At 66.0% G+C, this 12,821-nt stretch carries 8 protein-coding genes; all 8 read left to right on the top strand.

The features are described 5' to 3' along the window. Positions 1-89 precede the first annotated feature (89 nt). The gene (locus tag SSA01S_RS11260; RefSeq protein ID WP_061780439.1) at positions 90-1,013 is read left to right on the top strand and encodes a metallophosphoesterase family protein; all 924 of its coding nucleotides are present in this window, start codon (positions 90-92) and stop codon (positions 1,011-1,013) included. A gap of 375 nt (positions 1,014-1,388) precedes the next feature. Further along, on the top strand, positions 1,389-4,436 hold the full coding sequence (locus SSA01S_RS11255; protein ID WP_061780438.1) for a TonB-dependent receptor domain-containing protein: 3,048 nt from the start codon (positions 1,389-1,391) through the stop codon (positions 4,434-4,436). Between the two features lie 93 nt (positions 4,437-4,529). Further along, entirely contained in the window at positions 4,530-5,603 is a 1,074-nt protein-coding gene (locus SSA01S_RS11250; protein ID WP_082795050.1) for a DUF2332 domain-containing protein, read from the top strand. Between the two features lie 296 nt (positions 5,604-5,899). Then, entirely contained in the window at positions 5,900-7,672 is a 1,773-nt protein-coding gene (locus SSA01S_RS11245; protein ID WP_240954721.1) for a methyl-accepting chemotaxis protein, read from the top strand. 425 nt (positions 7,673-8,097) lie between these two features. After that, positions 8,098-9,564 carry a TolC family protein gene (locus SSA01S_RS11240; RefSeq protein WP_061780437.1) on the top strand — a complete coding sequence of 489 codons (1,467 nt, stop codon included), beginning with the start codon at positions 8,098-8,100 and terminating at the stop codon, positions 9,562-9,564. Next, positions 9,561-10,562: an HlyD family secretion protein gene (locus SSA01S_RS11235; protein WP_061780436.1), complete on the top strand. Its 1,002-nt coding sequence runs from the start codon at positions 9,561-9,563 to the stop codon at positions 10,560-10,562. The genes SSA01S_RS11240 and SSA01S_RS11235 overlap by 4 nt, the downstream gene beginning before the upstream one ends. Next, a complete protein-coding gene (locus SSA01S_RS11230; protein WP_240954720.1) occupies positions 10,559-11,689 on the top strand; it encodes an ABC transporter permease in 1,131 nt (376 codons plus the stop codon). The genes SSA01S_RS11235 and SSA01S_RS11230 overlap by 4 nt, the downstream gene beginning before the upstream one ends. After that, the gene (locus tag SSA01S_RS11225) at positions 11,656-12,795 is read left to right on the top strand and encodes an ABC transporter permease (RefSeq protein WP_240954719.1); all 1,140 of its coding nucleotides are present in this window, start codon (positions 11,656-11,658) and stop codon (positions 12,793-12,795) included. The genes SSA01S_RS11230 and SSA01S_RS11225 overlap by 34 nt, the downstream gene beginning before the upstream one ends. Positions 12,796-12,821: the final 26 nt, after the last annotated feature.

Genomic DNA, 12,821 nt, shown 5'->3' with positions numbered 1-12,821 from the left:
CTGATCCTTGTTCCTCGGGGGGGGGGCGCCATCACGTGCCGCCCCCCCCCCGATCCCCCTGCCCCCCATCCTCCGACATCTGGTGCCGCATGGAACGACGCGATCTCCTAAAGCTGGCCACGGCCGCCCCGCTGCTCTCGCTCGGCACGAAGGCGCACGGTATGACGGCGCAGCCCGACTTCACCTTTGCCTTTGTGGGGGATTGTCATATCCGACCCGAACTCGACGCGGATCGCGCCTGCGCGATGTGCTTTGAGCAAATCTCGGCTTCCAACGTCGATTTTGTCGTGCAGGGTGGCGATATGATCGAAGACGCGCTGGAAGCCAGCCGCGAGCGCGCGACCATGCTGATGGACCTGTACCAGCGGACCGAGCGGCAGCATCTGCGCAAGCCCGTGCGTCATGTGCTCGGCAATCACGATTGTCTGGGCGTGTTCGCGAAGAGCGGAATTGCCCCCACCGCCCCCGACTTCGGCAAGCATTTCTATATCGATCGCTTCGGCCCGACCTATTATTCCTTCGATCACAAGGGCGTGCATTTCGTCGTGCTGGACTCGGTCGGCATCACAACAGACCGGAATTACGAAGGACGCGTGGACGCCGCGCAGCTCGACTGGTTGCGTACCGATCTCGCCGCCCAGCCCCAGGGCGCGCGGATCATCGCCATCACACACATTCCCCTCGTGACCGCGATGTATTGCTACGAGCCGGAAAGCTGGCTGAACACGCCCCACAATTGGACCTTCGTGACGAACGGGCGGGAAGTATTGCGCATCCTTAGCGAGCATGGCGTCATGGCCGTGCTTCAGGCGCATAGCCATGTCTACGAAAGGATCGAACTGAACGGCATGTCCTTTATCACCACCGGTGCCGTCGCGGGGGCCGATTGGCGTGGATCGTTTTTGGGGACGCCGGAAGGCTATACCGAAATCACCCTGTCCGGGCGTAAGGTGGAAAGCCGCTATCGGACCTACGGCTTCACCAGCATCAGCCGGAAAGACGTGCCGATCTGAAGTATCCGCCAAGTGCCGCGCTCACGCAGCTCGCCTATAATCTGGTCCTTGGTAGAACGGCCTTGCCGCATTGCTCGTCTTCGTCGGACGAGCTGGCCTATCAACGGCATGATTTCCGGGAAACACGGCAATGCTTATCTCCTTCACCGCGCAGGACTTTATATATCGCAAAGTATGACAATGTCGGCGCATGTTCTTCTAATTCATAGAAAAACCATTACCATACCACCTTATTGCAAAGCCCTATCCTTTTTAACGCCCCGGTAACTTCGTGGGTGATAGGCGCCCGTCTAACGCTGTGCCGGTTCATGGCGAGCGGGGTAGCCGCGACGCAAGTCGCCGCTGCATCACAGGGGGTAGAGCTACGTGACTTCGATGAATTCCGCATTCGGTAAACTGCGCCTGGGGATTTCGACCGCAGCATTGCTGACGGCGATCGCGGCTCCGGCCTATGCGCAGGAGGCCGCACCGGCTCAGACGGCAGACGCCGCCGACCAGAACGCTGCCGCGCCTGAGCAGGCGCAGACGAAACAGGACCTCCAGATCAAGCGGGCAGCCCCCGCCCCCGCCACGGCGGAAGGGACGACGGTTGTCGTCACCGGCACGCTGTTCCGGGATTCCAATGCCAGCTCGATCTCGCCCGTGACCGTGGTGAATTCCAACGTGCTCCAGCGCGCGAACATCACGACCGCGCAGGAAGCGATCCGCTCGGTATCCGCCGACAGCGCCGGTTCGATCTCGACCGGCTTCAAGAACGGCTTCTCGGCCGGTGGCGCGGCGGTGTCGCTGCGCGGCCTGGGCGTTTCGTCCACCGTCGTGCTGATCGACGGCCTGCGCTCGGCCAACTTCCCGCTGAACGACGACGGCCATAACGCCTATGTCGACCTGAATTCGATCCCGTTCAGCACCATCGAGCGTGTCGAAGTCCTGAAGGACGGCGCCTCCTCGACCTATGGCGCGGACGCCATTGGCGGCGTGGTCAACCTGATCAGCAAGAAGAACGTCCAGGGCATTTCGGGTTCGGTCCAGGGCGGCACTACCGAAAAGGCCGATGGCTCGCACTACCGTGCCACGCTGACCGCCGGTATCGGCGATTATCGCGAGCAGGGCTTCAACTTCTACGTCAACGGTGAATATACCTATGACGGGTACATCACCAACAACAGCCGCGGCTATCCGTTCAACACGCTGGACCTGAGCCCGAGTGGCCTGCAGGATCGCAACCGCAACGACGACTCGCTTCTGCAAGCCAACCCGCAGGCGGTCGTCACGCGTGTCCGTCAGACCGATCTGAACAACCCGCTGGCGGGCCAGGTCGGCTCGCCGCTGACCAACCAGTATCGCCTGCTGAATCCGAACGCCTGCCCGTTCGGCACCTTCACGGTGACCTCGGGCGCGGCGCAGGGTACGGGCTGCAAGCACAACCTGCCCGACGAATACGGCATCATCCAGCCGCGCCAAGAGCGCTATTCGACCACGGCGCGCCTGAACGTTCGCCTCGCGGAGGGCTGGGAAGCCTTTGCCAGCGGCAGCTACTCGCATTCCGAAGTCGACATTCGCGGCACCCCGGCGGGTATCCGCCAGACCCAGCCGTTCGGCGGTTCGGCCGCGCTGGCGTCGAGCAGCCCAGGTATCGTCCTGCCCATGTATGTCTGCTCGGCGGGCGTGAACTGCGCCAACGCCGCCGATCGTCGCCTGAACCCGAACAACCCCTATGCGGTGGCCGGTGCCAACCCGGCCGAGAACGCCGCGCGCATTTTCTACCTGTTCGGCGACATCCCGGCGGGCAGCCATCGTTATGTCGACGTGTTCCGCGCGACGGGCGGCATCTCTGGCGATCTGGGCAACGGCTTCAGGTTCCGCCTGAACGGCGTCTATGCCCGCGACAATTTCGCGGTGACGCAGCGTGGCTTCATCAATATCCAGGGTCTGTTGAGCGCGATCAACACCGGCGCGTACAACTTCGTTAATCCGGAGCAGAACACGCAGGCCGTGCGCAATCAGATTTCGCCGGACCGGACCACCCCGTCCTATTCGACGGTCGCGACGATCGGCGGCTCGCTGCTGAAGTCGCTGATGGAATTGCCGGGCGGCGACCTCAATGTCGGTGCGGGTTTCCAGGTCCGTCGCGAAACGCTGATGAACCGCAATCAGAATTTCGATCTGTCCTATTACAACCTGAACACCTCGTCGGCCCAGGGTCGCCAGACCGTGACCGCCGGGTTCTTCGAAATCGATGCGCCCTTCCTCCGCTCGTTCGACCTGAACGTCTCGGGCCGTTACGATCACTATTCGCAGGGCTATAGCCACTTCTCGCCCAAGATCGGTGCGAAGTTCACACCGGTTCGCGAATTCTCGCTGCGGGCCACCTATTCGCAGGGCTTCCGCGCGCCGACCTTCGCGGAATACAACCCGGCGAGCAGCTATTCGGGCTTCTCGACGTTCAACCCGCCCGCCAGCTTCACCGCGGCGCATCCGGGCAGTCCCGCATACACCACCTCCTACAACATCGGCAGTGGTGCGCAGGGCAATCCCGACATTCTGCCGGAAGTGTCGCGCAGCTTCACCGTCGGCACGATCCTCAACCCGACGCGCTGGCTGAACGTCACGGTCGACTATTATAATATCCGCAAGTCGAACCTGATCGTCAGCGGACCGCTGCGCTCAGAAGCGATCAATGCCTATTACAGCCAGACCAATGCGGCCGACGGATGCGCCGCGCTGGCCAAGGTGGGCCCAGGCTACAAGTGCAACGTCATCGATGCGCCCGATCCCGTCAACCCGAACGCCCTGCCTCGCCTGCTGGTGTTCGACGTGCCCTACGTCAACGCCAACTATATGGTCAGCTCGGGCATCGACATGCAGGCCAATGCCAATGTCCAGCTTGCCAATGGCGTGAAGTTCATCAGCCGTGTCGACGTGACCCGCGTGCTTCGCCTCGACCTCGTCACCCCGGCGGGCGTCGTGCAGAAATATGCGGGTACGCTGGGGCCGTACGAACTGTCGTCGGGTGGCGGCACCCCGCGTATTCGCGGCAACTGGCAGAACACGATCGAAGTCGGCAATTTCTCGCTGACCAGCACGACCTATTATGTCGGCCGGATCAAGCAGGTGGCGGCCGATCGTATCCAGCCGGTCAACGGCGTGATCGACCTGTCGTGCAAGAACACGCTGGTGCCCATCATTGCGGGTAGCGACGTCAACAACCAGTGCTTCGTCCGCCCGTTCATCTATACCGACTTGAACTTGGGCGTGCGGGTCAATGACGATTTCCGCTTCTTCTTCAGTGTCCAGAACCTGACCAATGCCCGCGCTCCGCTGGCGGCGGCAGCCTATACCAGCAATCCGAACTATCTGAGCAGCTGGCATTATGCAGGTCTCGTCGGTCGTAACTTCAGCGCCGGCGCGAACTTCAACTTCTGATCCGGCCTGACCGGGTGATGCGCCTCGGGATGGACTTTCATGTCCTCCCGGGGCGTATTTTCCCAACCACTCTCCCAGCGTCATAGGCGACCGATGCAGCCGGAGCATTCCAATACCATGTGTCCGGGTTCGGATGGTCCGACCGCACGCCCGAGCGAACTGTACCGACAGTCGCTGGTCATGCGGGCGATCGGCACACCCTTCGTGGCCGATCTGCTGGCGGCCGTGGACCGGCAGCTCGACAAGGCCCCGCTCAGCGCCGCCCTGATCCGGTCCTGGGGCAATACCGCTGCATCCTCCGCGATCGCGATGCGGATCAATGCCGCTCTCCATGCCTTGGCGCGACGCAGGGTCGAGCCGCAACTCACGGCTCTTTATGCCGGGACGCATGATCGCTTCGACGAGGCGGTCGCTCTGGCTCTGGCGAGCCATGACGAGTTTCTGGTCGACTGGTTGCTGCGCGTGCCGCAGACCAACGAAATCGGTCGAGCGGCAGCCTTTCACGCCGCCCTGATGGTGCTGGCGCAAGACTATGGTCATGATTTCGACCTGTTCGAGATCGGCGCCAGCGCGGGGCTGAACCTCAATCTGGCGCACTATGCCTATGATCTGGGCGGGGTTCGGACGGGCAAGTCGGGCTCGACGGTGCGGATCGCTCCCGAATGGCGTGGTCCACCGCCGCCCGATACCGTCGTGGCGGTGAGCGACGCGCGCGGGGTCGATCTCCACCCGCTCGACGTTAACGATCCGGCGGCGTGCGAGCGGCTCGCGTCTTTCATCTTCGCCGACCAGCCTGAGCGCGCCGAGCGGCTGGACCGGGCGCTGGCGATTGCGCGTCGGCATCCGCCCCGACTCGACACCGGCGATGCGGCAACCTGGCTGGCGGCGCGCCTCGCGACACCGGGCACGGATCGTCGGCATCGCGTCCTATTGCATTCGATGATCCTGCAATATCTCGGCGCGGAGAGCCGTTCGTCGATTGAGGCGAGCTTGCGACAGGCCGGAGCGGCCGCGACACAAACCAAGCCCTTGGCTTGTATCGGTTTCGAGTGGGACGAGGCGCGGGAGCGGGTCGAACTGCGACTACGCTCTTGGCCGGACGGCCGCGACTGCGTGCTCGCCCACTGCCACCCGTACGGGGCCTGGATCGAATGGTTACCCGCGTAATGCCCGATCGGGGCGGATGGCGATCGACGAATTCACCCATAATTAACCGGGTGATCTTAGCACTTGTCCGACGAAATCGAAGGTTAACATGGCATGATGGCGACCAAGCATTGGGCGACAGTGCGACTGTGTTTAGCGCCATCCGTGATGGCTTGGGGCATTCCTGTCCCCGGCCTCGCTATCGCGTTCCCCACCGACAGACGGAATGGTCAACGGCATTCCTACGGTTCCGACACCGACAATCGGACTGATCCTCGCGCATCGTCTCTGGCCCGACCTTTTGAGAGAAACGCATAATGCTCACGAACATGAACATTCCCAAGAAGCTGGGGGTATCGTTCCTGATCGTCAGTCTGTCGGCCGCGATCATGACGATCGTGTTCTTCGCCAACATCTGGGAAATTCGCGACGCCACCAAGCGCAACAATCATGCCCAAGAAGTCTATGCCAAGGCACTGACCCTGGAGACGTCGATCCTGCGTGAGAACAGCCAGTTGCGGGGTTTCCTGGTGACGGCGGACAAGAGCTATCTCAAGTCCTACGAGGAAGCGCGCAAGGAGTATGACACGACCAGCCGCGAGCTGGCCGCGATGCTGAGCGACCCGAATGAACTGGCGCTGCTGAGCAAGTCCAATGCCGAGAAGACCAAGTGGCGGCGAACATGGAGTGACCGGTTGACCGATTGGGTCAAGGCGGGGCGGCGCGACGAAGCGCAGCAGGCGGTCCGCGACGCCGGCAAAGCCGTATTGACCAGCGACATCGTGCTTCCCCTCCGCGCCATTCGCGACCAGGAAACGGCGGCGATCGCCCGCAATGCCGCCTCGCAGAATACTGCGATCGGTACCGCCATCGTGGCCCTGCTCCTGGGCGGGGTGATGATGATCGGCGTCGTCATCACCCTTCTGATCGTACTCAGCCGCAGCATCGCACGGCCGATCACGACACTCACCCGCCTGATGGCCGAGCTGGCCCGCGGTCGCAACGATATCGAAGTACCGGGCAGCGAGCGGGGTGATGAGCTGGGCGACATGGCCCGCGCTGTCGTCGTCTTCCGCGATGCCGCCAAGGCCAAGGTCAGCGACGATCGCGAGCGCGAACTGGCCTTGCAGGCCATCGGCTCCGGTCTGCACAGCTTGTCCGAGGCGGACCTTACCGTTCGCCTGACCGACCTGCCGCCCTCCTTCCACCAGTTGGCCACCGACTTCAATCGCGCCGTCCAGAACCTCTCCGGCCTGACCAGCGATGTGCGCGGCAGCGCGGGCACCATCCGCTCGAACATCGAGGAAATCCGTCAGGCCACCGACCATCTGTCGGCGCGTAGCGAGCAGCAGGCCGCCAGCCTGCGCGAAACGGCGGCCGCGGTCGGCGAAATCACCCAAGGTGTTCGCGAAGGGGCCGTCAGCGCGGGCGAGGCCAATCGCGCCGTGACGGAGGCGCGCGACGAGGCCGAAAAGGGCGGCGAGATCGTCGCCAAGTCGATCACCGCCATGAACGGCATCGACCAGGCCAGCCGCGAGATCGTGGACATCATCACCGTCATCGACGGCATCGCCTTCCAGACCAATCTCCTTGCGCTGAATGCGGGCGTCGAAGCGGCGCGAGCGGGTGATGCGGGCAAGGGCTTTGCCGTCGTCGCATCCGAAGTCCGCGCGCTGGCGCAACGCTCGGCCGATGCGGCCTCGGACGTCAAGGCGCGCATCCTTTCCGCCATCGAGCATGTTCGGTCGGGCGTGGTGCTGGTCGACGAAACCGGCAATGCGCTGCAACGGATCATGGGCAAGGTTTCGGACGTCAGCACCGTCGTCGACGTCATAGCCCGCTTCTCGGAACAGCAGGCGCACAGCCTGGGCCAGGTCAATATCGCGATCGGCGAGATCGACTCCGTAACCCAGCAGAACGCCGCGATGGTCGAGGAGTCGACCGCAGCGGCCAGCGTGCTGGCGCAGGAATGCGAAACGCTGATGGCGTCAGTGATGCGGTTCAACGTCGATGCGGCATCCCCATCACGATCCCAGGCCCACCACCGCACAGCCAATTTCCGCCACCCACCGACGAGCCGGGCAGCCTGATCGACCTCCAGCGATCCTCTTGAGTGCCCCCTTTCCTCCATAGGTGGCCAGAAACCCGCCGGGGTAGTTGTACAGGTGCGCCGTTGACGCGACTGGCGGGATGAGCCCCGCCCGCTGCTGTTCGATCCCCGCAGCGATGGCTCACGGCGCGGCAGAATATGCGGCCGCTAAGAGCCGCACTGTCGGTACTGCTGCGCCCATTCGCAAAGCCGTGACCGCAGGTTCTTTGCGTCCGACACGTCCAAGCCGCCGACCTCGGCCGCCCGTTCGAGGTGGTGACCGACGCCTCGGCTTCGCGGGCTACCAGCCGACCGACGACGCCTTCTTCGCGCTGTTCGAGCGGCTGCGGGCCGATCGGCTGATCCCATAGGAGTTGGAGCAGAACGGCGCGAGACAGGTTTCGTCGCGCTCGCTATGCTGCCCCCATGCGTATCACCCTCGTCCTGATCGCCGCGACCATGGGGGCATCCGCGCAGGCCCAGGCGCCGTCGCTGACCTTCGCGGCGGCGCGGGCGCGCCTGGATGCGTCATCCCCGGCGCTTGCCAGCGCGGACCATGCGATCGCGGCGGCGCGGGAGGCGGCGGCCGCCACCCGCACCCTCCATCGCCCGACCGTCACCGCTGCCGCCCAGCTGCTGGAATATCAGAAAACGCTGGCCGTTGATCTGTCGGACGCGCGGGCCGGTGCGCTGGGTGCGACGCAGGATTTCCTGTCCACCGTCCCAGGATCGCTCCCACCCGCCTTTCAGCAGATTGCGGGCGAGGTGGTGGGCCGCATCGACCGGGCCCTGCCCGGCCTTTTCGCCCTGATCCCGGACAGCCTGTCCTATCGGTATCGCGACACGGTATTCCGCCCGACCGTGCAGGCCGCCTTGCCCATCTATACCGGCGGCGCGATCCCGGCCATCCAGCGCGGTGCACGCGCGGGCACGACCATGGCGGAGGCGCGCGCCGGGCAGGCCCGCGATCTGGCGCAGTTGAACCTGGTCCGGGTCTATTTCGGACGGCTGGCGGCGCAGGCGCTACGCGATTCGGCGCAGCAAAGCCGGGAGGCCCTGGGTGCCGTGTACGAGGATGTCCGCAAGTCGGAAGCCGCCGGAGTGACGCCCCACGCCACCACGCTGGAGGCGGCCGTCGCCCGCGACACGGCCGAACGGGGCCTGCAGCGCGCCCTGCTGGCGGACGAGGCGGCCGCCCGCGATCTCGGCGACGCGCTCGACCTGCCGGAGGTCGCGCCGTCCACGCCCCTGTTCGTCTCCAGCCAGGTCCTGCCGCCGGTCGAGACGTTCCTGGGCCGCGAAGGCGACGTGCCACTCGCCCGCCAGGCGGATGCGTCGCGCGAGCTGGCCGGGGCGGCGGTCGATCTGGCCAAGGCGCGCTATCGTCCGCAGGTCTTCGGCTTCGGCGAGTATAACGCGAACAGGCGCGACGCACTGCCCACCGAGCCGGACTGGGTGGTCGGTGTCGGCGCGCGCCTGACGCTGCTGTCGAGCCTGGATCGCGGCCACACGCTGGCCGCCGCGCGCGAGGGGGAACTGGCCGCCGCCGATGCGGGACGCGCGGCCCGCAAGGAAGCGAGCGAAGCGATCCGCCGCGCCTGGAACCTGGTGGAAGGCGCACGCCGGTCCTTCCTGCTGCTCGACAGCTCGATCGCGGCCGCCACCGAAAATCTGCGCGTGCAACGTGTTGCCCTGCGCGAAGGCGAAGGAACGGTGACGCGCGTCGCCGGTGCCGAGGCGGCACTGGCCGCCGCGCGGGCACAGCGGGTCGCCACCGCGTATGAATATGATCTGGCCCTGGCGGGATTGCTGACGGCAAGCGGACGAATGCACGAATTCGAGGACTTCCTTCGCCGCGCCGATCAGCATGTCACGGCGGGAGGGGCGCAATGACCGAAGACATGCAGGAAGCGCCGCCCACGCGGCGAAACCGTTTGATTCTTTACGCCGCATTGGCGGTGATCGTCGTGCTGCTCGCCATCGGCCTGTGGCTCGCCAGCCGTCCGGCGATGCCGCCGCTGCAGGGCGAGGTGGACGCGGACAGCGTGAATGTCGCGACCAAGGCGCTGGCCCGCGTCGACCGGCTGCTCGTCGAGGAGGGCGACCGGGTTCGCGCGGGCCAGGTCGTCGCCACCCTGTCGAGCCCGGAGCTGGGCAATGCCGCAGCGCAGACCTCCGCCACGCTGGACGGCGCACGCGCCACCCGGTCGCTGACCGACGAAGGCGCGCGGCAGGAAGACGTCGCCACGCTGAAATCGACGTGGTTGGCGGCGCAGGCCACTGCGGATCTCGGCGCGGTCAGTGCGCGTCGTGCCGACACGCTCTATGCCCAAGGCGTGATCGCCGCGCAGCGTCGTGACGAGGCGCGCGCCGCACGCGATAGCAGCGCCCGCGCGGCGGAGGCGGCCAGGGCCCAGTATCGCAAGGCGCTGGCCGGTGCCCGGCCGCAGACCCGCCGCATTGCCGAGGCGCAGGTGCGCGTGGCGGAAGCCGCCGACGCCACAGCCCGCGCCCTGCTGGGCGAAACGCGGCTGGTGTCTCCGATCGCGGGCCAGGTATCCCGCCGCCTGCTCCAGCCCGGCGAGATCGTCAGTCCGGTGCTGCCCGCGCTCCAGATCGTCGATATCGACCATCCCTATGTGCTGTTGACCGTGCGCGAGGACGCGCTGCACGGGCTGGCCGAGGGACAGGTGCTCCAGGGCCGGGTCCCCGCGCTTGACCGGACGGTGGCCTTCCGTGTCCGCCATCTGGCGGTGCAGGGCGAGTTCGCGACCTTCCGCGCCGATCGCCAGTCGCGCGGCTATGACGTGCGGGGGTTCGAGGTCCGTCTGGTCCCGGTGGGTCGGGTCGAAGGGCTGCGGCCGGGCATGAGCGTGCTGTTCGACCGATGACGCCGGGCTCCGCCATGGCGCGCGGCTGGTGGGCGGAGATCGCGCGGCTTGGGCGGTCGCGGGTCGACCTGATCCTGTTGACGCTGATGCCCGCCCTTCTGCTCGCGCTGATGGGAGCGATGATCTCGGGCGGGTCGTTGCGCGACGAGCCTGTGGTGATCGTCGACCGCGATGGCGGCGCGATCGCCCGCGCGATCCGGCGGACGATCGACGGATCGCCGATGCTGAGGGTCGTCGCGGTCCTTCCCGATATCGCTCCTGCCCTGAGCATGATCCGGTCCGAGCGGGCGCTGGCGGTGCTGGTCATCCCGCGCGGCGTCGGTAGGGCCGACGCGCCGCCGGTCGAGATCCTGTACCAGGCCCAGTTCCTGGCGTCGGGATCGATCGCGCAAGCGACGATGCGCGCCGCTGCGACGCAGGCCATCGCACAGGCGACGCCACGCTTGGTCGGGTCGAACGGCATAGTGTCGCTGCCCAACCCGCTTCCCGGCGTGCGCATAACGCTGCTCGGCAACCAGACCGTCAGCCTGGGATGGTATCTGGGGCTGCTGCTGGGCCCGGCGGTCATTCACCTGCTGTTCGCGGTGTCGGCCATCGGCGCGGTCGCGCCGCTGATGGTTGATCGCGCCTTCGCCAGCCATGCCCGCGCCACGCCGCGCGCGCGGTGGAATCTGGTCGGACGGCTGGCCCCCCATGGTCTGGCATGCTGGCTGTGGGGCATCGTCTGGATCATCGCCCTGACGCTCCTCGGCGACTATCGCTTCCTGGGCAGCATCTGGGCGGTGGCCGCCGGACTGGGGCTGTTGTCGCTGGCGACCGTCGGCGTCGCGCTGTTCCTGATCGTCGTCACGCGCGAGGTCGCGACCGCGCTGTCCGCCGCCGTCATCGTCGCGGGCTCGGCGCTTGCCTATTCGGGGGCATCGCTGCCGATCGACGGGGCGCCGTGGTTCGCGCGCGTCTGGAGCGCGGTGCTGCCGCTCACCCATTATGTCCGGTTCGAGATGGACGTGATGATCGGCGCGCATACCCGGCCGCTGCTGGTCGAGGCGGGGGCGATGCTCCTCTATCCCGCGTTGGCCGGGGGAGCCGGGCTTTGGCTGTTCGGACGGAGCGCGAACGCCCGATGACGCTGCGCGATGCCTTTGAGCGAACGCTGATCGAGGTCGCGACGACCCGCGCGCTGCTGTCGCTGGCGATGCTCTCGGTCCTGCTCTACGCCTTCTATTATCCCGCGCCCTATTCGCAGCAGGAATCGGTCGGGATGCGACTGGTCGTGGTCGATCAGGGCCATTCGCCGCTAGGCCGCTCGATCGTCCGGGCGCTGTCGGCCAGTCGATCGGTGCGCATCGTCGGCATGGCCCCCGACATGGCGACGGGCGAGGACCGGCTGCTCGATCGTAGCGCCGACGGCATATTGCTGCTGTCGCGCGACCTGGACCGCATCGTCACCAATCCCGCCGCCGCCCGGCCCGGTACGGGCATCGCCTTGGTCGTCAACGCCGCCTATTTCACCCGGGCCGAGGCGATCGCCCAGACGCTGGTCGACACACTGCTCACCCGGGTGGCCGAGCGCGCGCGGACGATCGATCGCCGGTTGCCCGATCCCGGCCGACTGGTGCGCGTGCAGCCGCTGTTCAACACCACCGCCGGGTATCGCGACTATATCTTCCCGGCCGTCGCCAATATCATCCTGCAACAGACGCTGCTGTTTGCCGCGGCGCGACTGGCGGCCGAGCGGCGGCGGCGCAATGCGCCCTTCACCGGCCTGTCCGCCGCGCTCGGGACCTGGGCAGCGATGATCCTCATCGGTTTGCTGGCACAGGCCTTCTTTTTCGGCTTCGCCTATTGGGTGCAGGATATACCGCGCGGCGGCAACATGGCCGGATTGGCGCTGGCGATGCCGCTGTTTGCAGCCGCCGTGTCCGCCCTGGGGCTGGCCATCGGACATGCGGTGCGCGACGGTGATGCCGCGTTGAAGCTGTTGATCCCGACATCCGTGCCGCTCGTCTTCCTGGCGGGCTTCGCCTGGCCACTCGACCAGATGCCCGGTTGGCTCGCGACGCTGGCCTGGGCGTCGCCGGCGACGCCCGCCATGCACCTGTTCGTCCGCTTCAACCAGATGGGTGCCAGTACAGCCGAAGCGATCGGCCCGTTATCGGTCATGGCCGTCTTGGCGTGTCTCTATGGCGCGGTGGCGCTGAGACTGTTGTCGACGGACAGGGCAGAAGCATAACGCATCGCTCTTGATCCGGTTGTAGA

The organism is Sphingomonas sanguinis NBRC 13937, assembly GCF_001591005.1.
Taxonomy (GTDB): domain Bacteria; phylum Pseudomonadota; class Alphaproteobacteria; order Sphingomonadales; family Sphingomonadaceae; genus Sphingomonas; species Sphingomonas sanguinis.
The sequence above is the reverse complement of the archived record's forward strand: the minus strand, read 5'-3'. Positions and strand labels throughout refer to the sequence as shown.